The following is a 24,417-nucleotide window of genomic DNA, read 5'->3' on the forward strand; positions in this document are numbered from 1 at the left end:
AAATTATCGGCTTCTGGCGCAACTTGACAAATTACCTCTCAAGGACAATAGTTGTTACATCTTTGAAAATTTCGACATCCGTCGAAACTATTTATCATATACAGGAACGCAATGATGAATAATAAAATAAAGCGCATCAGTCAGGCTGTTACGTTAGCCCTTGCCATATCTGGCGTTAGTTATGCCGCTACCTCATCACAGGCCGCAAATTCAAAACAAACCGAGATACAAGCCTCAGAACCTTTTTCCGCGCATGTCCTCATTAGCGGGCTTGATGCCCCGTGGGATATGGTGTGGGGGCCGGATGATTATTTATGGGTAACCGAACGTAAAGCCGCTTCTATCGATCGTATCAACCCGAAAACCGGTGAGAAAAAAGTCGCCATTACGCTGAGCGGGGTTCATACCGGGCCGCAGCATGAAGGCGTTCTGGGCCTGGCGTTGTCACCGAACTTCATGAAACCGGGTGGCGATAATTATGTTTATACGGCCTATACCTATATGAACGGCGACAAGGAACACGCCAAAATCGTTCGCCTGGAATATGACGAAAAAACCCAGAAGCTGGGTAATGAAAAAGAGATCCTGGCTGGATTCCCGGCAGGCAATGACCACAACGGTGGACGCCTGCGCTTTGGCCCGGACGGGAAGTTGTATTATACCATCGGTGAACAAGGGCATAACCAGGGCGCGAATTTCTGTAAACCTATCGAAGCTCAGCGTATTCCCACTGAGAATGAACTGAAGAATAAAGACTATACCGCCTATGCCGGTAAAGTGCTGCGTCTGAATACCGATGGCTCTATTCCAGATGATAACCCCGTTATTAAAGGCATCAAAAGCCACCTGTTTACTTACGGACACCGTAACCCTCAGGGACTGGTATTTATTGGCGATACCCTTTACGCATCCGAACAAGGGCCATCCTCCGATGACGAGCTGAATATCCTCGAACCCGGCGGCAACTATGGCTGGCCACACGTTGCCGGTTTCCAGGACGATCAGGCTTACGTTTATGCCAACTACTCTGAAGCGGCGAATTGCCCGTCTCTGACCTGGGACCCTAACCATATTCCGGCAGGCGTTCCGGTCCAGAAAGAAACAGAGTGGAAAGCCGCAGACTTTAAAGCGCCAATTAAAACGTTCTTTACGGTCAAAGAAGGCTTTACCTATAACGACGCCAGCTGCGGCCCGGATTCTTCATATATCTGCTGGCCGACAATTGCGCCATCCAGCGTGGCATACTACCCGGAAAACGGCGTAATTAAAGGCTGGCGAAACTCGGTGATTATCAGCTCCATGAAAAATGGCGCGCTATACCGTGTTCTGCTGAATGCCGATAAGAAAGATGTCCAGGGTGACGTCGCGAAATATTTCCACACGGCAAACCGTTACCGCATGGTGCTGGTCAGCCCGGACACCCGTAAAATCTACGTGGCGACGGATAACTTTGGTAATGTGATGGATGAATCCAACCATCCAACGCATAATCTGAGTAACCCGGGTTCTATTATCGTCTTTGAATACACGGGCAAATAATTCAATAACAGGCGAATACGAATAAGGTATTCGCCTGCTTTTTTATCCTGCGACCACCTGGTTTCTGCCCGCCTGTTTCGCCTGGTACATCAATTCATCAGCCCGTTTCAGCGCCTGGGAGACAGAGTCAACGCCCGACGGCCACACCGTCACGCCAAGAGAAATGGTGATATGCCCTACCGTCTCTATCTTTGCGGCGGCGACCTCTTTTCTCAGCCGCTCCGCAATATCCGCCGCAGCCTCTACCGACGTCTCCGGGAAAAACATCATAAACTCCTCTCCTCCCATACGGCAGGCGGTATCATTTTTACGACAGCTTCGCTTCAGCAGCTGCGCCAGCGCTTTTAACGTAACATCGCCAATGTCATGACCAAACGTGTCGTTGACGGCTTTGAAGCGATCGATATCCAGAGAAATCACCGCAAACTGTCGCTGCTGATGTTCGTATTCAGCCAGCAGTTTCTCTGCCGCCCGTCGGTTGACCAGGCCGGTAAGCGGGTCAGTGCTGGCCTGATCGTTCAGCCATTTCATTTTCTCCCGGATTAATTCCATTCCCTGAAGCAACGCGCGCCTGAGTCGGGAGGCTTCGATATACCATGATCGAACGTTTCGTACTTTTTCTGCGGACTCATCGCTGTCCATCGAAGTGGCGTGATCCGCCAGTTGACGCAATGGTCTGACGATTTCATTCCCCAGCCACCAGAGAATGAACAACCCCACAATACCCAGCGGTACAACGCCGCGTATCATTTGCCACATGAGCCCATCAAGCGCAGTAAGGGTTTTATCTTTTGGTTTTTGCGCCACAACGCCCCAGCCCGAAGTATTTATACTGGCATACCCTGCCAGCATTTCCACGCCACGGGAGTTTGTCACCTCCATCGCGCCGCTCAGCCCTTGCTCCACGGCTTTCACTGCGGCATTGCCTTCCTCTTTTTCCCCTCTGCGGGCCGGATCGGGGTGATATAAGAGCTGGTCATTTTTATCAACGACATAAATATAGCTGTCATCATTGCGGAAATGATTAGAAATGAGCGCAGAAAGAACGTTGCTTCTTTGCAGATAAATCGCGCCGCCAATAAAACCGAGGTATTTCCCCTGCGCATTCCTGACGGGATGTGAAATATACACCACCAGATTACCGGACAAAGAATTGTAGGCGCTGCTGACCGTCGGCTGCATTTCTTTGAGAGCCTCGACGCCGCCTGGCGTGGTCAGCATTTTCCCCTTCAGGTTCAGGGATTCAGGCAGCACGCCAATAATTTTGCCTTTTTCATCCACCAGCGTAACGGAATCAAAACCAAAATCTCGCCGCTGCATCCTCATCATTTCACCAGCGATAATGCTCTCATCATCGAAATGCTGACCGATGACGCTCGCACTGTATTCCAGACGCTCCATGAAAACCGCCAGATACAAATCAATAGTGGAAGCAATCCTCTCCGCATATGCCTGGTTTTCACTGAGTTCATTCTCAATGAGTACCTGCTTCTGGACACGCCAGGCTGAATAGAAACTATTGAAAAGAGTAAGGAGGGTCATCAGAAACGCAAAAGCAATAATAAGCAGACGCAAATTCAGCATCTGTAACAGTTTTTTCTTCATGATTGTGCATCCTGCAAGGGTGAACGGTAAGCCTCTAGCCATACCGGTAACGTATTCGCCGACAATGGTCGGGAAAAAAGAAATCCCTGAAGTACGGAACAGCCCATTTTTCTCAGTTGCTGATGCTGATGGGTATTTTCCACACCTTCCGCCACAACCGTCAGGTCGAGGTTATGCCCAATACTGACAACCGCTTCGACAAGCGCATTGACGCGACGATCGCGGGCGAACCGGTCAATGAAGCTTTTATCAATTTTGACCTCCGTCACCGGCAGATACGCCAGGCTGGCCAGACTGGAAAAGCCGGTGCCAAAATCATCCATTGAGACCCCCGCGCCCATCGCACGAATCTCCCTGACCCGCGCAAGCATCTCATCCGTCAGTTCCATCATGGCGCTTTCCGTAATTTCAATGGTCAGGATATTGCCGGGCAGCTGATATTCATTCAGCAGGTCGGCGATATAACGGGGTAAATCAGGCTTACGGAAGTTATGGGCAGACAGGTTTACAGATACTGCCGACACATTCGTGCCCTTTTTCCGCCATTCAAAAAGCTGTCGGCAGACTTCACGCAGCGCCCAGAGGCCGATATGCTCTATATCTCCCGTCTCTTCAGCCAGAGGAATAAACGTCCCTGGAGAGATGTCGCCGGCGTGCGGATCGTGCCATCGGGTCAGCGCTTCAAAACCGTATACCTGCCCGTCCGCAGCCCTGATCTGAGGCTGATATTCCAGCCGCAAATGACCCTCCGTAATCGCATTTCGCAGCGCCATGCCCAGTTTCAGACGTTGCATGACGGCCTGATTCAGTTCCGGGTTAAAAAACTGATAGCTTCCACCGCTTTCACGTACCCGCTCCATCGCGCTCTCGGCGTGGGCCAGCAGCGTTTCCCTGTCGCCGCCAATGGAATGGCTGATCCCAATACAGGCTTTAAGCTCGAAGGTCTGCCCGGCGGCGCTCATTTCAGCGCCAACGATATGCTGCATAAGCTCAGCCAGGTGTGAGGCCTCATCAACACGACAGGCGCTCGCCACCACAACAAACTGCGCGCCACCCACCCGGCTGATAAAGTGATGCGGCCCGAACCGTTCCTGCAAGCGGTTAGCCAGCGTGATAATCACCTGGTCGCCAGCGGAATACCCCAGTGACTCATTCACCTTACGAAAACGGTTAATATCGAGGAAAAACACGGCGAGTTCCGGCTCGTTACCCGACAGCAGTTTATCCAGATGGTGATAGAGATACTGACGATTGGGCAGCCCCGTAAGGGCATCGAACCGAACCAGTCGATCGATTTGCTGGCGACCTTCCTCCCGCTCAATCGCCAGGGCGCAAAGATGAACGCTGGCATCGGCAATGCGAACCAGAAACGTATCCGGCTCATTCTGTGTCCTGAAATAAAAAGCAAACGTCCCTGCCACGGAACCATCTCGACGTTTTACAGGGTATGTCCAGCATGCCCGAAAACCATGAGGCAACATCTGATGTTTATAGGGAGCCCATAGAGGATCGGTGCTGATATCCTGGACCATGACGGGCTCGCCACGCGCAGCACAAGTACCGCAGCTTGCCACGCCTTCACCGACGGCCACGCCATCCCAGTATTCACCATATTCTTTTGGAAAACCGGGAGCTGCCCACGGGCGCATCCGGTTATCGACGATTCGGCATACCGAGACCAGTACGCCTGGCGCAATATTTCCAATTCGCTGGCAGATGTAATCACCCGTTTCCTGGAAAGTCATCCGACTGGTCAGCGCGGCCAGTACATCCCGCTCCAGATTACGAATATTACGTTCTTCTGTAATATCAACGAAGGTTACGACAAGGTTACGGGTCTGGCGGTGGTCACGCTCATTGAGGACAGGGTTTACCGAAACCCTGCTCCAGACTTCCCTGCCGTTTCTGGTCGCGGTGAGGAGTTCTTCCTGAAACCAGCGACTTCCCCGCAGATGTTCTTCCACACGTTTTAGCGCGTCATCGCTGTTTCCTGAAGACAGCAGGAAATCAGGGAATACCTGGTTCATGGCTTCATCTGCGCCATACCCAAACATGCTGGTGAACGCACGGTTGGTCTGGACAATACGACGTTGTTCATCCAGAACAACCACGGCTCTGTCCGTGTTATTGACGGCAAGTAACAACAGACGGTTTTGCTCGCGCCTGGCTACCTCTTTGCTGACGTCTCTGGCGGCGGCCATGTAGTGGATGCGGCCATCCACGTCTATTTTGGAGAGCGAAAAGCTGGTCCAGACCTGCGTGCCGTCTTTTCGTTCCAGTTGAAGTTCACGATTCATCCCGACAACCCGGGAATTTCCCCCGTCGCGGTGATGGTGGACATAATCCCCATGAACATGCTTCAGAGGCCCGGGAATTAATATATTCATATCCCGGCCAAGCACTTCATCCCTGGAATAGCCCCACAATTTCTCTGCGGCTTCGTTAAAGAACAGAACCCGGTTACGCTCGTCGACGAGGACAACCGCCATGAACGTCTGCTCAAGAGCAGGAAACAGAATATTGTCAGCCGCAGCTTTCATTTTCAGATAACTCCTCAACAGATAATGCCTGACTGACGGAAAGTCGCATTATCCTGAACAATTGTCCCTGCAAACCACAGCCTCAGGCAGGCCGATACATGGTGATGACGTCACCTGCCGCGTTTCGCTATTCAAACCCTGTAGGAAAAGTCTACTGAAGCAAACGGATTACTTCCACTCAGCGGTATAAAATATGTCACGCTTATCATTCCTGCTATTCCTTTTCTGTCCGGTCCCTTTTCTTACGCAGTACGAAGCCATGTTTGCCGTTTTCATTACCTGAACGACAGCGCACATCAACAATAAAAATCTGACATAACCTAAATTTATATCACCATTTAAAAACCCCCGCATTTTTGTGCAGGGGTTTCTTTTCAACAAAAATCAGAGGGAAATATACTTCTTCAATACTCTGACCAACTGGGTCACAAACCCGTATTCATTATCATACCAGGCGACCGTCTTGACCAGTTGCACGCCATCAAATTCGGTCACTTCCGTTTGGGTCGCATCAAAAACGGAACCAAAATGGATGCCAATAATATCAGACGATACAATTGGCTCATCCGTATAGCCAAATGACTCATTATCAACTGTTGCATTTCTCAGCGCGTTATTGACCTCTTCAACGGTGACGGTCTTATTCAGGACGGTCACTAACTCCGTCACTGAACCCGTTTTTACCGGAATACGCTGGGCATGACCTTTCAGTTTCCCGTTAAGTTCAGGAATAACAAGACCAATCGCTTTGGCCGCCCCTGTCGTATGCGGGATAATATTTTCCGCCGCAGCACGAGAAGCCCTGAAGTCTTTACCTCGGGGACCATCCACCAGAGCCTGGGTGCCGGTATAAGCATGTACCGTCGTCATCGTGCCGACGTTAATACCAAAGGCGTCATTCAGGGCTTTTGCCACTGGCGCCAGACAGTTTGTCGTACAGGACGCAACGGAAATAATGTTATCAGCAGAAGTGAGCGTTTCATCATTCACATGATAAACGATGGTCTTCATATCGCCAGCAGGCGCGGAGATAAGCACTTTTTTCGCTCCGGCTTCAATATGGGCATTCGCTTTTTCTGCTGAGGTATAAAAACCGGTACATTCCACAACAACATCAATACCCAGGCTACCCCAGGGGATATCACCCGCATTTTTCTCAGCAAATACTTTGATGACTTTACCATTGACGATAATTGAACCGTCAGCATGGGAAACCGTGCCGTTAAAGGGACCATAGTTTGAATCATATTTCAGCAAATAAGCCAAAACATCCGGCGAGGTAAGATCGTTTATAGCGACAATTTCCACATTCAGTTCGGTTTCCAGAATCCGGCGTAATACCAGCCTACCGATACGACCGAAACCATTGATGCCAATTCTTTTCATATTCAATCCTCAAAATAAAAGCACTCATAAGACACTACCAACATACACAACAAGGTTGCCGATGCTGTATAATTTTATTGCTGGTTATCATCAAAAAAACTGCACAATAAAGTTCGATATAAGCATTATGATTATGATACGTTGATACATAATCAATAACCGAAAATGGCAGATGTATTATCATGTACAAAAGTGTGCTCGACGTTCTACTTGAATGGCTCCACAACAATACAGACAAACCATTACGAATTACTGACATAGCCGCGAGATCTGGATATTCTCCCTGGCACCTCCAGAGAATATTCAAGTCGCATACCGGCGTAACCCTTGGTCAGTATGTAACAGAGTTAAAATTAAATAAGGCCTTTGAACTTTTATCGACAACCAGAACACCGATAATGGATGTGTCCTTTATCGTAGGTTTTTCCAGTCAGCAAGCCTTTTCAAGACGATTCCATCAATACTTTGGGAAAACGCCAGGACAAGTCAGACGCGATATGACAGAAAAAAGAGAACGCGTTTAATTTCAACCGAACATCAGGCAAGCATAATTTTAAAGAGCAACGAACATCTTATCCCTTCTGGAATACCAGGGATTACATCACTTTGATGATCATATGATAGTTATCAGCGTCGGCTTGACACGGCCATTTTATGTCACTGCCTGAGCCCATCAATACTCAAATAACATATTCACTATCCTGATTTAGTTGACAACATCAGCCCCTACATCACTCATGTTTTTTTAATCGGGTCGACGATGCCGGCAATTCTTTCGGCCAGAAATGGCAATAAGATCCGGGTCACTGCGCTGCGCTGGCGATGTTTTGGATACAGCGCGCTGATCGTCAGCGGAGGCGGCGAGTAATCAGACAATATCTGCACTAAAGCGCCTTGTTGCAGCGAGTCTTCAACGATAAAAAGCGGCAAAAGCGCAATACCGGCCCCCGCTTCTGCGGCCTCGCGGATCACGTCCCCGTTATTACTGCTCAGATTGCCTCTGACGGCATACGTATTCGGTGAATTTTCCTCCGTCAATTTCCAGCCGAATTGCCCCTCCCGACCATACAAAAGGCAGCTATGCTGCGCCAGTTCAGAAGGCGCCAGAGGCGTACCGTGCAAACGGAGATAATCCGGGCTGGCGCAAATCACCATCGGTAATTTACCCAGACAGCGAGCAATTAAGGTAGAGTCCATCAGGTTCCCGATGCGCAAAACCATATCGTAGCCTTCACCCACCACATCAACATATCTGTCATTCATATCAATATGAACGGTAAGTTCTGGATGCGCCGCCTGAAATTCAACAATCAGGGGGGCAAGTCGCCTGATGCCGTATGTCATCGGCAGGCTAATCCTGAATGACCCGGCCAGTTTTTGCTGCCGGGCGGAGATAACCTGCTCGGCTTCATGAACCTCTTCCAGAATGCGCCGGGCATGATGAAAAAAAGCCTGGCCGGTATCCGTAACGGACAACTTTCGGGTATTTCGCACCAGTAATCGGGCTGAAACTTTTTTCTCCAGCGCGGCCATTCTTCTGCTGACAAATTGTTTGGATAGACTCAGGTGTTCGGCTGCTGCTGTAAAACTTCCCATATTTACGATGGTTACAAAAATTCGAATATCTTCTAAATGCATTACTGTCACCAGATACGGGACGTATGATTGTCCTGTTATGAATACAGTCCCTATAGTAGTTTACCGATGGTGAAATCGTAAACCCCATGAGCCATGACAAGGAACAATATTTAATAAATAATAAGTTTCCAAAAGTTTTCTTAAACATGTTGTATAAAATTCTTAAACAAGACATGAGAAAAATATGATTGTCACATTTTAAAAGACAGTGAGTAATATTTTTGAACATTGATGTTAGCCATAAAACTTCTAAACTGAGTCTGTCGTCACATTCTGACCGACAGATCAAAATGATGGTAAAGATATTCCCCTGTCATTAATCAGATGACGGATGGATAACAAATAAAAAGGAAGAGTACGCGGATAAGGAACGAACATTGCTGACAGCACGTATACCGTAACATGAAATAAGTGCGACGGGAAAATGTTGAACGTCAGGAAGGAATAACACGGCATTATTCTCTTCGGGAATGCGCATTTCTAATCATGTTGTGCTTACACTATATTAGTTCAGGAGAAAGTGATATGTCTCATTACCTTGATGTCCTCACCCCGCAGAACAGTCAACTGATTTTTATCGACCAGCAACCCCAGATGGCCTTCGGGGTACAATCTATTGACCGTCAGGTACTGAAAAACAACGTTGTTGGCCTGGCCAAAGCGGCAAAACTGTTTAATATCCCCACCACCATCACGACCGTAGAAACCGAAAGTTTTTCCGGTAACACCTATCCCGAACTCCTGGCCGTTTTCCCGGAAAACAACATCCTGGAACGTACTTCAATGAACTCATGGGACGATCAGAACGTGCGTGATGCGCTGGCGGCGAATGGTCGTAAGAAAGTGATTGTTTCCGGTCTGTGGACGGAAGTCTGTAACACCACGTTTGCCCTGTGTGCAGTCAAAGACGCGGATTATCAAATCTATATGGTGGTTGATGCTTCCGGCGGCACCTCCGTTGATGCGCACAAATACGCTATCGATCGTATGGTTCAGGCAGGCATCGTACCGGTAACCTGGCAGCAGGTCATTCTTGAGTGGCAGCGCGACTGGGCCCGTAAAGAGACCTACAACGGCATTATGGATATCGTGCGTGAACACTCCGGCGCCTACGGCATGGGCGTCGATTATGCCTATACTATGGTTCATAAAGCGCCTGAGCGCGTACAACACGGCGAACGTATCGGCCCAAACCCGGCTAAATAACACCTCCAACTGATTTACGGCAGGCGTAATGCACCACGCATTGCGCCTGTCCTGATGAGGTCCGCATGAAAATGTATATCCTTTCTCTGGGTGCCGGACTTCTTGTCGGCATTATTTACAGTTTGCTGAATGTCCGCTCCCCCGCCCCACCGCTGATAGCCCTCCTTGGCTTGCTGGGAATGCTGGTCGGCGAACAAGTTATTCCGGTAGGCAAACAACTTCTGTCCGGCACAGCCTTTTCTTCGGCCTGTACCAAAACACATGCCATCAGCCATATCTTCGGGCAGCTCCCCGGCCGCCAGGCAGCTGAAGACAGTCATTCCTCAGAGGAGAAACGCTCATGACACAACATGTTGTCGCAGACGTTATTCTGCATCATGGTCTGTTTACCACTCTCGATAAAAGCAACCCAACCGCCAGCGCCGTCGCAGTCAAAGACGGGAAGTTTCTCGCGGTTGGCGGCGACGCTGAAATTATGGCCTTCGCGGGTCCGGCAACCAAAGTCGTCGACCTGAAAGGCAAACGGGTATTACCCGGGCTGATTGATAACCATACGCACGTAGTACGCGGCGGGCTTAATTACAATATGGAGCTTCGCTGGGATGGCGTACGTTCGCTGGCTGACGCGATGGATATGTTGCGTCGGCAGGTAGCCATCACCCCGGCACCGCAGTGGGTTCGCGTGGTTGGCGGTTTTACTGAACATCAGTTTGTGGAAAAGCGTCTGCCAACTATCGAAGAGATCAACGCCATTGCGCCGGACACCCCGGTGTTTCTGCTGCATCTCTATGACCGCGCGCTCCTGAACGCCGCGGCCTTGCGTGCCGTCGGGTATACAAAAGAGACGCCGGAACCACCCGGAGGCGAGATAACCCGCGATGCGAAAGGCAATCCTACCGGATTATTACTGGCGCGCCCCAACGCGGGCATCCTTTATGCCACGCTGGCCAAAGGCCCCAAACTGCCGTTTGACTACCAGGTTAACTCCACCCGCCATTTCATGCGTGAGCTGAATCGTCTGGGCGTAACTGGTGTCATCGACGCCGGTGGCGGATTCCAGAATTACCCCGATGACTACGCCGTTATTCAGAAACTTGCAGATGAAAATCTGATGACCGTGCGCCTGGCCTATAACCTCTTCACGCAAAAACCCCAGGAAGAGAAAGAGGATTTCCTCAACTGGACCCGCTCCGTCACCTACAAACAGGGTAACGACTACTTCCGCCATAACGGCGCCGGTGAAATGCTGGTATTTTCAGCGGCAGATTTCGAAGACTTCCGCCAGCCGCGACCGGATATGCCGCCGGAAATGGAAGGCGAGCTGGAAGAAGTTGTTCGCATTCTGGCGGAAAACCGCTGGCCCTGGCGTCTGCATGCCACCTATGACGAGACCATTTCTCGCGCCCTCGATGTTTTTGAGAAGGTCAATCAGGATATCCCGCTTGAAGGGATTAACTGGTTCTTCGACCACGCCGAAACAATTTCTGAGCGTTCAATCGATCGTATCGCGGCGTTAGGCGGCGGTATTGCGGTTCAGCACCGTATGGCATATCAGGGTGAATATTTCGTTGAGCGTTACGGTGCCGGCGCTGCGGAAGCCACGCCGCCCATTGCCCGTATGCTGGAAAAAGGGGTGAAAGTGTCCGCCGGTACGGATGCCACCCGCGTAGCATCCTATAACCCGTGGGTTTCTCTCGCCTGGATGATCACCGGGAAAACCGTGGGAGGCATGCAGCTTTATCCGCGTCGTAACTGCCTGGATCGGGAAACAGCGCTCCGAATGTGGACGGAGAACGTCACCTGGTTCTCCAATGAAGAAGGTAAAAAAGGCCGTATTCAGGCCGGTCAGTTCGCTGATCTCATTGTGCCGGACAAAGACTTTTTTGCCTGCGCCGAGGATGAGATCTCCTTCCTGTCTTCAGAGTTAACGATGGTGGGCGGAAAAATCGTCTGGGGGGCGGGTCCTTTCGAATCCCTGGATGACAATCCTGTCCCACCCGCGATGCCGGACTGGTCGCCAACGCGCACCTTCAAAGGCTACGCCGCATGGGGAGAGCCAGAAGGCGCGGGGAAAAACTCGCTTGCCGTACGACAAATGGCGATGGCCTCCTGCGGTTGCTCTCACGGCTGCGGCCTGCACGGGCACGATCATGCTGGCGCATGGACATCCAGCCTGCCGGTATCGGATCTGAAAGGGTTCTTTGGCGCGCTTGGCTGCTCCTGCTGGGCTGTCTGACCGTGGAACCTGACATGACATTTTCACAACGTCTGACGCATGCCGTTCGCCCCCTTATCGGGGCGGCGGTATGCCGTTGGCTGGCTGGACGTGCAGAAAAAGACGGCTGACGAATAAAAAAACATTCAGCAATGGCGGTAATCCGTGGTGGATCATTCGTGACAGTCGTGAACTGGATATCGCCCGCCACCAGGGTAAATATGTGGCTGAGATCGCGCTAAAACTTAAACACATGCGCATATTACTCCGGGTAATATGCGCATGATATATCGATAAATTTCGCATTATTATCAGAAATTAACACAGTAATACTTTATCGCTCTGAATAATATACTGCATTAAATGAAAACTGGACAATGGCATTGACCAGTAATTCCCCTGTTGTAAAACAACACCGCGCAGTGATAAATAGTGGTACTGCTGATCATTTTCAATACCATCCGCGATAATCGTATAATTTTTATTTACCGCCGAACGAATAATATCATCAACACTCGCGACAGGTTCTTTGGAGTCCGAAATTAATCCGGTAACTGACTTTTCAATTCTGACAGCATCAACCGGAAGATATAAATTACGGTCAGCATTTAAACGTTCTAAAAATAAGGAGCTCATTTTAATTTTAATGCCTTCGACACGTAACCTCCTGAGAACTGAATCAAACTCAAGCGTTGTATCACGATAAACAACCTCAGGAAATTCCAGCGTCAGTTTTACATCGCTGGGCAAGCGTTTTTGAAACTCAACAAACGAATCAATAAGTTCTGGCATAGCGATCATCGATTCACTAAGTCGGAAATTAATGTAGAATGTTCTCGGCAGTCTGAGGCGTAAAGAGAGTATATCTTTTTCCACCTGTCGTAAAATAAAGTTAACTAATGGAGATATCATCCCGGTTTTATTTGCCAGAGAGATAATCTCTTCATTAATAACGGATGTATCGTTCCCCTTCTTCCATCGCATGACCACTTCTGCGCCATATAATGCCCCGGAAGCACAATTCATGACGGGTTCGTAATAAGGAACGAACTGCTGTTTGCGCAGCCCCCGGCGAAGTTGTATATACCGGGACATCGCGATTCGTTGTAGCGTATAGTTAAACAGAAAAGCGGCAGGAACGGCAATCGCTGCGGATAAAAAGAGAATAAAAATAAAGTTAAGAACAGAAGCAATGCCCGTATGTTCCGGGTATTCCATTACCTGATAATCAAACATATTAGATTGTTGCCAGGCGGAGTTTTGAAAATCAATACTATTTGTACTGATTAACTTATCATCGGAGAGAATATTTCCATTCACGTTAACAAGTAAACGACTGTCTGCAAGCAGCGACTTAAACCAGTAGGTACTGATCGTCACCACTATTGCGTTATTTCCTCTCACAGTAACGTAGGCTAATACAGGCTCCCCGCGAAATGCCGGCGTTTCATCAACTAAAAATAGCCGATTACCGTTCTCCCCTGCGGTTAAATTGCTGAGTTCAGGTTTTGCCATCCCGGATGAGCAATATACCTGCGAATCCTGCAACAGGAAAATGCCCCCAATATGCGGATAACGGTGTATCTGTTTCGTCAGCATACGCACCGTTTCATCTGAGCAGCGTTCTGTTAAATGCGCGGTCAACGAATCTGATATCTGTTTCGCTTCAAACAGCAGCGAATCTACGCGCTGGATTAATGCTCTTTTGTCATTATCTACCCGGCTGGACGCACCCAGCCAAAAAGTCACCATGCCGGTTATAGTGATGGTTAAGAATACGATCACAAAAACTAGCTTGTTTCCCACCAATCCCCCAGCATGTTGTTTCATTGAGTTCTGTAAAAGTCCCTTTAAATATAAGCAAGACTCATTGTCATCCTGGCTTACGTAGATTAAACCTCTATTAAAACCTCACTCTGCCTTTTTGTAAAGGTTTCAGGCGTGATGACAGAGAGTTTAACCGGTTTTCGCATTTGATTGTTTTTATACTCAACATACTCATGCCACAATCTCAGCCAGGCCAGATACTCAACGAAAAACTTTGTTGTTTTATTGATGCTCAGCTTTCGCAAGGCGTTCATTTTTTGATTACTGATCGTCTTTTCGCTGACCTTGAACTGTTCTGCAATTCGTCGTTGACTGATCCCCTGACAAACTTTTTTTATGACCCGTAACTCACTTACGGTTAATACTTCTCGCTTCCGTCTGACAGCGGGATGAGATTTCGTTTTTGATAGCAGCGTTTCGATTTTGAATTTTCTGTTTTTCTCGGTGAGATAAATACGCCGACAATGTGAAAAAATCAAAATCGGTTCATGGAAAAAAGGCATCTTTGCCTCTTCAGTATCAAGCATATAGAGACAATCGCGCCCCGTATCAAACACAATCAAATTACGGGTGGTATTCAATGCCATTCTTTCTACTAATGCGCTAACCCCAAGATGGAAAAAACTATTTTCTGAGATTACAATCATTCATCCCTCACTCTATTCTTCCTGAAGAAAATTGTTTTTTAATGTTATAAAGATGAGAACTCACGACAGAAAAAGGGGGCACGACGCCCCCTTTCTGCTATTTAAAGTTATATTTAATCCCTATCATTGCTGAGGTGTCATTGTATCCTTTATCGCCCAGCTGGACGCCGACATTCCCCCAGACATTGAGTTGTGGATTAATTTGCCCCTCAACGCCCGTTTTTATTTCACCCAGATTACGCGCGCCTTCCTGCCGGATGCTGACACCATCCATTTTTGTGCCGAAATCGCGCGTATTGTGGAGCCAGTTCACTTCCACGAACGGCTGGAACTCGCGTGCTTTGCCTTCATCAATCGCGCTGTGGCCTTTCAGGAAAGTACGGACGCCCAGTCGGGTCTGAACGTTGCCGTCCCCTTCACCGCTGATACGTGTGCCATTCGATTCACGATGATCGTCAGCTTCGACGCCCATCCAAATGGCCTGCGCCTGCGGCTGGATAAACCATTCATTTTTAGAGCCCTTACTTCCTGCAAATTCACCCAGCTTGTGGGTGTACCCCAGCTCCAGCGACCCGGTGATCCCTTTGGATTTGTACGATTCGCTCTGAATATCCTGGCCTTTGACGCTGTTATTAAACCAGCTGTACTGTGCCCATGAATCCAGATAAGCGCCCTGATGCGTTTCATCATTGGCATACCACGTTGCATACACCCCGGCGCTGTAGCCGTTCACGGAACCGTCAGAGCGATACCCTGTCGATGAGGAGCGCGTGTTGCTGCTGTTGTGTCCATATCCGGCCATGACGCCAAGGTGCCAGCGATCCAGTCCGTCGCCGCTCCAGCGGGCAACATCACCCCCTACCTGCATCACATAGCGGTTACTCTGGGTTTTAAGCTGACCGGAGCTGTCCCGCCAGGCATTATGCCCGCCCGCCTGACGCATCCACATGCTGGTGACTTTCTTCTCGCCCGTCAGCGCGTCAATGTACTGCGTTTCGCCAAGACGATCGTGAAGCCGCGTAACAAACAGCGTATTGGCTGCCGCCAGGTTAGCTGTCCAGGAGCCCGGTTCAGGACGGATATCGGGTTCAGGTTTCGGGCCCGGCCCCGGATTTGGATCTGTCTTATGGCTGGTTAAATACCAGTTACCGTTGTTGTCGCCCTGACCACGGGCCAGTGAATAATCATACGCCCCGGCCACAATCCTGCCGTCCTGCGTAAACTCACCGTCGGACTGACCATCAACATGAATCACTTCAATGCCATTGATCGTCTGCGCGCCAGAACCGCCAGCATTCGTCACGCTGACGCCGGTTGTGCCAGAGGTGTTTCCTTTAACAATCAGTTTATCCGTGACGGAATTATCATCATTCAACGCGGTATTCAGATGAAGATGACCGCCATCTCCCTGATAGTTCCCGTTTACCACAAGCTGATTACCGGCATCTTTACCTTTGCTTCCGGTCCAGATATCGCCGCTGTTCGTCAGATTGCCGCCTACGGTAAAGCTGACAGGTGAAGAAACCGCTCTGCGAGCCGCGCTGACGTCATCGCCAATCAATAGCGTGCCCTGGTTAGCCATATTTCCGGCTACGCCGCCAAACCCGGATAAGCGCCCGTCTTTCCCGATATTGACCTGATGACTGGCCAGCGTGAACGCGTTATCCGCGCTGCCCAGAGTCAGACCACCGGCATTGATATCCGTCGCGCCGGTCCACTGGGCGCTGTCGCTAAGCGTGACGTTGCCGCTGCCATTCTTCACCACGCTCCCGCTACCTGTAACACCGTTCTCCAGCGACCAGTTTTCGTGAGTGTTCAGCACAAACTTACCGGCATTCTGAATCGCGGAGGTGCCTAACTGCTGCGCGGAAGAGGCCGTCAGCGTGGAGTCGTTGTCGATGTCGAAGGTCCCGGCAAAATGGCTATTGTTGCCAGCAAGCACCACATCACTGGCATCCAGTGCGACTTTCCCGGCATCGCTGATGCTGTTGTACAGCACGCCCGTGGCGTTGCTCAGATTAAGCAGCCCGGCGGCAACAATATCTCCGGTTCCCAGCCCCAGCGTATTATCCAGCACCGCCGTCGCGCCCTGAGCAATCGTGGTCGTCGCCTTCAGCCCCGTATTCGCCCCGGAGACATTCAGGGTTCCGCCTGCAACGGTGAGCTCCCCGTCGCCCGTCAGTACGCCAGACGCTTCACCACCGTTTGTCAACGTCAGATGACCGCCGTTCAAATCGGTCAGAGAGCCGCTTTCAGCCGTGAGCTTGCCGATGGTTTGTGAATGACCGCGCATATCAAACCCGGTATCGCCAGCCAGTTTCAGTTCGCGGGTATTTCCCAGCACGTTATCGTTCAGCATCGCCAGATTACCGCTGCGCACATCGGTGACGCCGCTGTAATCATTGTCCATATTCGACAGCGTCACCGTCTGGCCTTTCTGGCTGTCAAACGCCAGATCGCCGCTGCCGGTCACTCTGGCGCTCAGGTCAGCCGCGTTGCCGCTTTTCCCGTTCGCATCAAGGATAAGCGCATCGGCGTCTTTACCCAGCAAATCGACCTGGGTCAGGCCATAGCTGACATAAAGTCCGTCATCACTGTCACCGCCGGTCAGACGATAGTCATACGTTCCTTTCGCCACCACCACGCCATTCTGGGCGATATCGGCTTCAACAGCATCACTGATAGCATTACTGCTCTGGTCAGTTAGCGTTAAATTACCACCGTTACCGATAACGCCTCCATCACTGGACACAAGTTGAACAAGAATATTGCTGTTATCCTGTTCCAGAAGAGGGATATGAGTATCCGGCGTTGGTCTGTCGTTACTGAAGGCCGCGCCCGTTGTAACCTGTACGGTTCCCTGACCTGAAATATCCAGTATTCCTGTGGTATGTACGGTATTTTCTGTCGTCGTCTGGCCCGGAATAATATCGCCAAAAACCAGCGTACCGCCGTCAAAGGCAAGTCCATCAATAACCTGCTGTCCTGGCCCCACTTTAACTGTCGCTCCCTGGCCCACCTTTAGTCGCATAGTTTTCAGCGCAGCTGTATTCGTATCTGCAAGGTGAAATAAGGTCTCTTTAAGCGCCAGAATGCCGCTGAAATTATCGGTCAGTGAAGAGGAGTTAAAATCAAAAATATTCCCCCCGGTATTCACTGCAAGCGTACCCTGCCCCGTCAGCAGGTTAATAAACTGCCAGTCATGATCGGTATTAATCGCCAGTGTGCCGCCAGTAACCGCAATATCACTGGAGCCGATATTTTTTTGTTCTGAAATAACCAGCGTGGCAGGAGCATCAATATTAAAGTCCCCCTGATAAGCTGAGTTATCACCAGACAGCGCAGAAACTCCGCTTAACGCATTTATTGCCCCATTACCGCTGATATCTGCCCCAAGGGAAAAATCACTGCTGGTATGATTCAGAGTCAGTACGCCATTTCCGGAACCAAAAATAATTTTTTGAGCGTCGATCATTCCCGCAGCGACAGCATTCTCGCCCGCTCTGGCACCGGTTGCTAATTCCCCTAAAGAACCTGCACTGCTCGCAATACGGATTTCCGGAGCGCTCAACGTTCCGTTATCGGAAGCAACCGCGGTTCCTCTTCCAGAAAGTCCAACGGTTAATATGCCCCCCGCAGAGACTATTGAATCCGTTCCATCAACTTTAAGCAGGTTATCGTAGACCTTCGTTTCCGCCTGGTTTCCTACCTGAATAGTAGCTTCGGCGCGAGTAACCCCGCCATTCGATGTGATGAGGCTTCCAGAGCCATATGTTCCAACAATAATTCGACTGGCAGTCCTGAGCTCACTTCCTTTACCGTCAACATTAACGATGCCAAAAGTCTCCGCAGATGTTGCTCTTCGTCCACCAATCCATATTCCACCGAATGATATGCTCGGATCTTCATGATAAAATTTACCGCCATCAGTGATATTCAGTACACCGCTTCCGGCGCCAGCGCCAACCTGCATGGCACTGGTTCCCACAGATACAGTAACGATACTCCCCTCACCAGAAACATTGAACGTACCAGTCCCCCCCTTGCTTTGAGTACTGGAAACATCTGTTGTACCGCCAATATCTAAAGGATAAGAATAACTGGAAGCCCTGATTGTCAATTTTCCACCATCGACAACATTTACGATTCCGTTGGAACCGGCTCTGCCAATCTTTAATAAATCAGTTTGTACTTCACCACCACGAATAATATTCAGGATACCGTTAGTTTCATATCCTACATTCGTGGGAGAGGTATCACTCCATAAATAATCAATTGTGCGTTCCTGATTATTGTTGATATTTGTCGCCACCGCGTTTGTTGCGCATAACGCAGAAACAACAGCAAGAAACACTTTACTCAGTTGCATAAGAGACCAACTTTAAGCTCACGGTTAATCATGAATACTTAAACTCTGCTATAGCAGGATACGAGCTACGCTGACGGGAGCTCATCCACCCCAGGTAATGCCTGGGCTATGACGCAGATGTAAAAGCCGTAACCAGAATAAAAGTCAGTTAAGCTGCGAAGCAGAAACAAACCCCTACTCAGAGGAGTACTATTATTATACAAAATATCAATTAGATCGACAAAAACGATCAATATCACAATTTCAATAGGAAATAACAATCAAAAATACATAGATCGATCGTCACCGGCGATCGGAAATTTAAAAAATATCAATAAAAAAACCTTATATTTCAGCATGAAAAACAGAAAAATGAATAAAATAAGAGGAAGAGTGGAAATGCAGTGTCAGTACCTGATATTTCAGACTGTGTGATGTGGGTAATGCCATGACAAGCAGCACATTCGCGTCATCCTTCACCCCCATCAAAAAATATTTACGCATCTTAATTAATAATTTCTGGCTGATATTAATCCCCCGGTGGTACATTAGTTGTCCAAGCATTCATGCCCCTCGTGGTTTTGTCCTGACTAAGCTTTACACTCTTTACAGGAACCATTGTCGTACATGATGGCCTAACTATCGTGAGTGTACCGCTGCGGACAATGAATCTTCTGCGATACATATTGTTCGTATCAACAGAGGGTATTTATGTTCCCACAATGCAAATTTTCTCGTGCGCTACTGCACCCGCGCTACTGGCTTACCTGGTTTGGTCTTACTGTACTCTGGTTACTGGTGTTGCTTCCCTACCCCGTTTTACGCTTCCTGGGTACGCGAACCGGCAGACTTGCCCGTCCCTTTCTGAAACGTCGCGAATCCATCGCCCGTAAGAATCTTGAGCTTTGCTTCCCCAATCTGATGCCGGAAGAAAGGGAAAAGATGATAGTGGAGAACTTCCACTCCCTCGGAATGGCACTTATTGAAACAGGTATGGCGTGGTTCTGGCCTGATAAGCGGGTACGTAAATGGTTTGATGTGGACGGTCTGGATAACCTCATGCAGGCGCAAGCGCAAAAACGCGGTGTGATGGTCGTTGGCGTCCACTTTATGTCGCTGGAATTAGGCGGTCGGGTCATGGGGCTGTGCCAGCCGATGATGGCGACATACCGCCCGCACAATAACTCGCTGATGGAGTGGGTTCAGACGCGGGGTCGCATGCGTTCAAATAAAGCGATGATTGGGCGCAACAATCTGCGCGGCATCGTCGGCGCGCTGAAAAAAGGTGAAGCCGTATGGTTCGCCCCGGATCAGGATTACGGCCGTAAAGGCAGTTCATTTGCCCCCTTCTTCGCGGTCAAAGATGTCGCAACGACTAACGGCACCTATGTGTTATCCCGCCTTTCCGGTGCAGCGATGCTGACCGTCACCATGATCAGAAAAGGTGATAACTCAGGTTATCGTCTGTACATCACGCCAGAAATGGAAGGCTACCCGGAAGAAGAGAACCAGGCGGCAGCCTATATGAACAAGATTATTGAGAAAGAGATTATGCGCGCACCTGAGCAATATCTCTGGATCCATCGTCGTTTCAAAACGCGCCCTTTAGGGGAAGCATCGTTGTATGTTTAAAAAAGGCCGCAAGGCCTTTTTTATTGCCCGGCGCTATCTTTCCTTCCAATATCCCTGTTAACCATCTGGTTTTTATGTGACTTTTTCTGAACAGCAATAGCGTCGCTGAATAGCAATTTATTACCGTCAGAAATTAAACTGTCGCCGAATCACGACAGTTGTAAGTTACTAAAAGTAAATAAAAAAATGCCTCTTGTCTCGCCTCATTTTTAGGCGTACATTAGCGCCGTCTGGAGCAATAACGCACAGAATTCTGAGGTGATGCCACAAGAAAGACGGAGAACATTCTCAATCTCATTCTGGCGGGCACCAGCTCTCTATACACAGGTAAATTTAAGTTCATTTAGGCGTGCTTAAAGCGACGCGGAGAGATGAAACGTGAAATATTTCTTTATGGGCATTTCATTTATGGTCATCGTTTGGGCCGGTACTTTTGCCCTGATGATCTAAATTGAGAAGATGCAGCAAAAAACAGGAGCCAGATGGCTCCTGTTTGCTTTTCTACTCGGTACCTTCTGTTACCGATTTCGCCCCCGCAGGCAGCAGGCCGTCTGCACGGAACATGGTCTTAATGCCTCTGATCGCCTGACGTATACGATCCCGGTTTTCTATCAGCGCGAAACGCACATGGGTGTCGCCGTAGTCGCCGAAACCGATCCCCGGTGACACACACACTTTGGCGTCGTTGAGCAGCTTTTTCGCAAATTCCAGCGACCCCATTGCCGCGTACTGCTCCGGTATTTTTGCCCAGACATACATCGAGGCTTTTGGCATTTCGACCATCCATCCGGCTTCATGCAAGCCTTTCACCAGTACGTCGCGGCGACGTTTATACTGCTCAGCGATATCACGCACGCACTGTTGATCGCCTTCCAGCGCGGCAATCGCCGCCACCTGTAACGGCGTGAAGGTTCCGTAATCGTGGTAGCTCTTAATCCGCGACAGCGCGCTGACTAACGTCTGGTTGCCCACCATAAAGCCAATGCGCCAGCCCGCCATGTTGTAACTTTTCGACAGGGTGAAAAACTCCACCGCCACGTCGCGCGCGCCCGGCACCTGCATAATTGACGGCGCTTTCCAGCCGTCATATACGATATCGGCATAGGCCAGATCGTGAACCACCAGCACGTCGTAGCGTTTGGCCAGCGCAACCACTTTTTCGAAGAATTCTAACTCAACGCACTGTGCCGTCGGGTTGGAGGGGAAACCAAGAATCATCATCTTCGGTTTCGGGTAGCTTTCACGGATCGCACGTTCCAGCTCGTTGAAGAAATCCACGCCTTCCACCAGCGGAACCGAACGTACCTGCGCGCCGGCGATGACGGCGCCATAAATATGGATGGGATAACTGGGGTTCGGCACCAGCACGGTATCGCCATGATCGAGGGTTGCCAGCATCAGGTGCGCTAACCCTTCTTTCGAACCAATAGTGACGATCGCTTCCGTTTCTGGATCGATATCCACGTCGTAACGTTCCTGATACCAGCGGGAGATCGCCCGGCGTAAACGCGGGATCCCGCGTGAGGTCGAGTAACCATGCGTATCCGGGCGTTGAGCCACCGTACAGAGTTTCTCGACGATATGAGGAGGCGTTGCCCCATCCGGGTTCCCCATGCTGAAGTCAATAATATCTTCGCCGCGCCGACGCGCAGCCATCTTCAGCTCAGCGGTAATGTTAAAAACGTAGGGAGGGAGACGATCAATACGCGTAAAGCGACGTTCAGGGCGGGTATCAGCCATAGTATCCTCAGATTCACGTTAGCGCCCGGACCGTCCGAGCGACGCTGCCACGACCGTGGCATGCTTAGAAAATAGCCTGAAAAAAATCCTCCTGTCGAGAGGCAAACGAAAATATTTTTCATCGGCTTAAAAGGGGAATACTAAAAAGAAAACGGGAATACTCAGCAAAATACCGCCCATAACAACTATCAATTAATTAACATTTTGATATCAATAAAATTACCTTAAGGCGTTCCTCATCCTGGTGAGGTCTTGTCATTTCTCTAACAAAAGATCAATCCCCTTTTAATATTATGGTTTTTCCTCATTAACAGCGCCGCATCAGCGGGCTGGTCATATGGGTGCGGGTTACCTATCATAGTGGTTTAACCCAGTCACAAGAGTCACCCGTGCACGAAATATTCAACATGCTGCTGGCGGTATTTGACCGGGCAGCGCTAATGCTGTTCTGTCTGTTTTTCCTCATCCGTATCCGCCTGTTTCGCGAACTGTTGCATAAGTCAGCGCACTCCCCAAAAGAGCTGCTCGCCGTTACCGCAATTTTCTCGATGTTCGCCCTGTTCAGCACCTGGTCCGGCGTGCCGGTCGAAGGCTCACTGGTGAATGTTCGCATCATCGCCGTGATGTCCGGGGGCATTTTGTTTGGCCCGTGGGTCGGGATCATTACGGGTGTGATCGCCGGTATTCACCGCTACCTTATCGATATTGGCGGGGTCACTGCCGTACCGTGCTTTGTCACCAGTATTCTGGCGGGATGTATCGCGGGCTGGATAAACCGGAAAATCCCAAAAGCACAGCACTGGCGCGTAGGTATTTTGGGCGGGATGCTTTGTGAAACCTTGACCATGATTCTGGTCATTGTCTGGGCGCCGACCATCGCGCTGGGCGTAGATATCGTGTCCAAAATCGGTATCCCGATGATCCTCGGCAGCGTATGTATCGGTTTTATCGTGCTGCTGGTTCAAAGCGTAGAGGGCGAGAAAGAGGCCAGCGCCGCGCGGCAGGCCAAGCTGGCGCTGGATATCGCCAACAAAACGTTGCCGCTCTTTCGCCAGGTCAACAGCGAATCACTCCGCCAGGTGTGCGAAATCATCCGTCATGATATCCATGCCGACGCGGTAGCAATCACTAATACCGAACACGTTCTGGCCTATGTCGGCGTGGGGGAAACCAACTACCGCAATAACGATGATTTTGTCAGCCCGACCACGCAACAGGCCATCAATTACGGGAAAATCATCATTAAAAACAATGATGAAGCGCACCGCACGCCGGAAATACACTCAATGTTGGTCATCCCATTATGGGAAAAGGGCGTAGTGACCGGGACGCTAAAAATCTACTACTGCCACGCGCATCAGATCACCTCTTCCCTGCAAGAGATGGCGATCGGCCTGTCGCAGATTATCTCCACCCAACTGGAAGTGTCCCGCGCGGAGCAACTGCGGGAAATGGCAAATAAGGCAGAGCTGCGAGCGCTGCAAAGTAAAATTAATCCCCATTTCCTGTTTAATGCGCTGAACGCCATTTCGTCATCCATTCGGCTCAACCCGGACACCGCACGCCAGCTCATTTTTAATCTGTCACGCTATCTGCGCTATAACATTGAATTAAAAGATGATGAGCAAATTGACATCAAAAAGGAACTGTATCAAATCAAGGACTACATCGCCATTGAGCAGGCTCGTTTTGGCGACAAGCTGACCGTCATTTATGATATTGATGAAGAGGTGAACTGCTGCATTCCCAGCCTGCTTATTCAGCCGCTGGTAGAGAATGCAATCGTCCACGGCATTCAGCCCTGTAAAGGGAAAGGCGTGGTGACCATCAGCGTCGCCGAATGCGGCAACCGTGTGCGAATCGCCGTCAGGGATACCGGCCACGGTATTGATCCTAAAGTAATTGAGCGGGTGAAGGCGAATGAAATGCCGGGAAATAAAATCGGCCTGCTGAATGTCCATCATCGCGTTAAGCTGTTATACGGTGAAGGGCTGCACATCCGCCGTCTGGAACCGGGCACCGAAATCGCCTTTTATGTTCCCAATCAGCGCTCCCCTGCCGCCGCACCGGCAACGTTATTGCTTTAACCCGGAG

Annotated in this window: 17 protein-coding genes and 1 pseudogene; 8 read left to right on the forward strand and 10 right to left on the reverse strand. The window is 49.8% G+C overall.

Annotated features, from left to right (window positions below; all coding sequences use genetic code 11):
• Window positions 1-114 precede the first annotated feature (114 nt).
• Window positions 115-1,539 (forward strand): glucose/sorbosone family PQQ-dependent dehydrogenase, encoded by a 1,425-nt coding sequence (locus OGX93_RS19330; RefSeq protein WP_198448676.1) that lies wholly within the window; start codon window positions 115-117, stop codon window positions 1,537-1,539.
• Window positions 1,540-1,581: 42 nt separating this feature from the next.
• Here OGX93_RS19330 and OGX93_RS19335 read toward each other — a convergent pair whose 3' ends face one another.
• From OGX93_RS19335 to gap, 3 genes are all read right to left on the reverse strand, one after another.
• Window positions 1,582-3,144: a sensor domain-containing diguanylate cyclase gene (locus OGX93_RS19335; RefSeq protein ID WP_198448626.1), complete on the reverse strand. Its 1,563-nt coding sequence runs from the start codon at window positions 3,142-3,144 to the stop codon at window positions 1,582-1,584.
• Complete coding sequence (gene dosP, locus OGX93_RS19340; RefSeq protein ID WP_198448627.1) at window positions 3,141-5,684, reverse strand: oxygen-sensing cyclic-di-GMP phosphodiesterase DosP; 2,544 nt, start codon at window positions 5,682-5,684, stop codon at window positions 3,141-3,143. Before dosP ends, OGX93_RS19335 begins: the two co-directional genes overlap by 4 nt.
• 384 nt (window positions 5,685-6,068) lie before the next feature.
• A complete protein-coding gene (gene gap, locus OGX93_RS19345) occupies window positions 6,069-7,070 on the reverse strand; it encodes a type I glyceraldehyde-3-phosphate dehydrogenase (protein ID WP_012131419.1) in 1,002 nt (333 codons plus the stop codon).
• 182 nt (window positions 7,071-7,252) lie between these two features.
• Here gap and OGX93_RS19350 point away from each other — a divergent pair, with 182 nt between their 5' ends.
• A complete protein-coding gene (locus OGX93_RS19350; protein WP_071818848.1) occupies window positions 7,253-7,594 on the forward strand; it encodes a helix-turn-helix transcriptional regulator in 342 nt (113 codons plus the stop codon).
• A 211-nt stretch (window positions 7,595-7,805) separates the two neighbouring features.
• On the opposite strand, the gene OGX93_RS19355 is transcribed toward OGX93_RS19350, so the two are convergent.
• Window positions 7,806-8,708, reverse strand: a complete 903-nt coding sequence (locus tag OGX93_RS19355) for a LysR family transcriptional regulator (protein ID WP_012131418.1) — start codon at window positions 8,706-8,708, stop codon at window positions 7,806-7,808.
• A 525-nt stretch (window positions 8,709-9,233) separates the two neighbouring features.
• On the opposite strand from OGX93_RS19355, the gene OGX93_RS19360 reads away from it, so the two are divergent.
• The 3 genes from OGX93_RS19360 (at window position 9,234) to OGX93_RS19370 (ending at window position 12,150) form a co-directional block, all read left to right on the forward strand.
• A complete protein-coding gene (locus tag OGX93_RS19360; RefSeq protein ID WP_012131416.1) occupies window positions 9,234-9,914 on the forward strand; it encodes a hydrolase in 681 nt (226 codons plus the stop codon).
• Window positions 9,915-9,979: 65 nt separating this feature from the next.
• Window positions 9,980-10,258, forward strand: a complete 279-nt coding sequence (locus tag OGX93_RS19365) for a XapX domain-containing protein (RefSeq protein WP_012131415.1) — start codon at window positions 9,980-9,982, stop codon at window positions 10,256-10,258.
• Complete coding sequence (locus OGX93_RS19370; RefSeq protein ID WP_012131414.1) at window positions 10,255-12,150, forward strand: amidohydrolase; 1,896 nt, start codon at window positions 10,255-10,257, stop codon at window positions 12,148-12,150. The genes OGX93_RS19365 and OGX93_RS19370 overlap by 4 nt, the downstream gene beginning before the upstream one ends.
• A 297-nt stretch (window positions 12,151-12,447) precedes the next feature.
• Here the strand turns inward: OGX93_RS19370 and OGX93_RS19375 are convergent, their stop codons facing one another.
• From OGX93_RS19375 to OGX93_RS19390, 5 genes and pseudogenes are all read right to left on the reverse strand, one after another.
• Window positions 12,448-13,959, reverse strand: a complete 1,512-nt coding sequence (locus OGX93_RS19375; RefSeq protein ID WP_200003467.1) for an EAL domain-containing protein — start codon at window positions 13,957-13,959, stop codon at window positions 12,448-12,450.
• 62 nt (window positions 13,960-14,021) lie between these two features.
• Window positions 14,022-14,603: a LuxR C-terminal-related transcriptional regulator gene (locus OGX93_RS19380; protein ID WP_012131411.1), complete on the reverse strand. Its 582-nt coding sequence runs from the start codon at window positions 14,601-14,603 to the stop codon at window positions 14,022-14,024.
• A 97-nt stretch (window positions 14,604-14,700) separates the two neighbouring features.
• The gene (locus tag OGX93_RS19385; protein ID WP_286449815.1) at window positions 14,701-18,174 is read right to left on the reverse strand and encodes an autotransporter outer membrane beta-barrel domain-containing protein; all 3,474 of its coding nucleotides are present in this window, start codon (window positions 18,172-18,174) and stop codon (window positions 14,701-14,703) included.
• A 174-nt stretch (window positions 18,175-18,348) separates the two neighbouring features.
• A pseudogene (locus OGX93_RS22300) lies at window positions 18,349-18,972 on the reverse strand (hypothetical protein); the annotation flags it as partial.
• A 324-nt stretch (window positions 18,973-19,296) separates the two neighbouring features.
• Window positions 19,297-19,515, reverse strand: coding sequence for a hypothetical protein (locus OGX93_RS19390; protein WP_200075592.1), 219 nt, complete (start codon window positions 19,513-19,515; stop codon window positions 19,297-19,299).
• Between the two features lie 147 nt (window positions 19,516-19,662).
• Here OGX93_RS19390 and lpxP point away from each other — a divergent pair, with 147 nt between their 5' ends.
• Window positions 19,663-20,583, forward strand: coding sequence for a kdo(2)-lipid IV(A) palmitoleoyltransferase (gene lpxP, locus OGX93_RS19395; protein WP_101744049.1), 921 nt, complete (start codon window positions 19,663-19,665; stop codon window positions 20,581-20,583).
• A 378-nt stretch (window positions 20,584-20,961) separates the two neighbouring features.
• Window positions 20,962-21,033: a membrane protein YpdK gene (gene ypdK / locus OGX93_RS19400; RefSeq protein WP_010723117.1), complete on the forward strand. Its 72-nt coding sequence runs from the start codon at window positions 20,962-20,964 to the stop codon at window positions 21,031-21,033.
• Window positions 21,034-21,084: 51 nt separating this feature from the next.
• Here the strand turns inward: ypdK and alaC are convergent, their stop codons facing one another.
• The gene (gene alaC, locus OGX93_RS19405; RefSeq protein ID WP_012131405.1) at window positions 21,085-22,323 is read right to left on the reverse strand and encodes an alanine transaminase; all 1,239 of its coding nucleotides are present in this window, start codon (window positions 22,321-22,323) and stop codon (window positions 21,085-21,087) included.
• Window positions 22,324-22,712: 389 nt separating this feature from the next.
• On the opposite strand from alaC, the gene ypdA reads away from it, so the two are divergent.
• Entirely contained in the window at window positions 22,713-24,410 is a 1,698-nt protein-coding gene (gene ypdA / locus OGX93_RS19410; RefSeq protein ID WP_283313163.1) for a two-component system sensor histidine kinase YpdA, read from the forward strand.
• Window positions 24,411-24,417: the final 7 nt, after the last annotated feature.

Source organism: Citrobacter sp. CK195 (genome assembly GCF_030333365.1).
GTDB lineage: Bacteria > Pseudomonadota > Gammaproteobacteria > Enterobacterales > Enterobacteriaceae > Citrobacter_B > Citrobacter_B koseri.

Excerpts from the sequence above, each read along its gene's own strand:
- OGX93_RS19330 (WP_198448676.1), top strand. The coding sequence starts at position 115 with ATGAATAATAAAATAAAGCGCATCAGTCAGGCTGTTACGTTAGCCCTT.
- OGX93_RS19335 (WP_198448626.1), bottom strand. The coding sequence starts at position 3,144 with ATGAAGAAAAAACTGTTACAGATGCTGAATTTGCGTCTGCTTATTATT.
- dosP (WP_198448627.1), bottom strand. The coding sequence starts at position 5,684 with ATGAAAGCTGCGGCTGACAATATTCTGTTTCCTGCTCTTGAGCAGACG.
- gap (WP_012131419.1), bottom strand. The coding sequence starts at position 7,070 with ATGAAAAGAATTGGCATCAATGGTTTCGGTCGTATCGGTAGGCTGGTA.
- OGX93_RS19350 (WP_071818848.1), top strand. The coding sequence starts at position 7,253 with ATGTACAAAAGTGTGCTCGACGTTCTACTTGAATGGCTCCACAACAAT.
- OGX93_RS19355 (WP_012131418.1), bottom strand. The coding sequence starts at position 8,708 with ATGCATTTAGAAGATATTCGAATTTTTGTAACCATCGTAAATATGGGA.
- OGX93_RS19360 (WP_012131416.1), top strand. The coding sequence starts at position 9,234 with ATGTCTCATTACCTTGATGTCCTCACCCCGCAGAACAGTCAACTGATT.
- OGX93_RS19365 (WP_012131415.1), top strand. The coding sequence starts at position 9,980 with ATGAAAATGTATATCCTTTCTCTGGGTGCCGGACTTCTTGTCGGCATT.
- OGX93_RS19370 (WP_012131414.1), top strand. The coding sequence starts at position 10,255 with ATGACACAACATGTTGTCGCAGACGTTATTCTGCATCATGGTCTGTTT.
- OGX93_RS19375 (WP_200003467.1), bottom strand. The coding sequence starts at position 13,959 with ATGAAACAACATGCTGGGGGATTGGTGGGAAACAAGCTAGTTTTTGTG.
- OGX93_RS19380 (WP_012131411.1), bottom strand. The coding sequence starts at position 14,603 with ATGATTGTAATCTCAGAAAATAGTTTTTTCCATCTTGGGGTTAGCGCA.
- OGX93_RS19390 (WP_200075592.1), bottom strand. The coding sequence starts at position 19,515 with ATGCTTGGACAACTAATGTACCACCGGGGGATTAATATCAGCCAGAAA.
- lpxP (WP_101744049.1), top strand. The coding sequence starts at position 19,663 with ATGTTCCCACAATGCAAATTTTCTCGTGCGCTACTGCACCCGCGCTAC.
- alaC (WP_012131405.1), bottom strand. The coding sequence starts at position 22,323 with ATGGCTGATACCCGCCCTGAACGTCGCTTTACGCGTATTGATCGTCTC.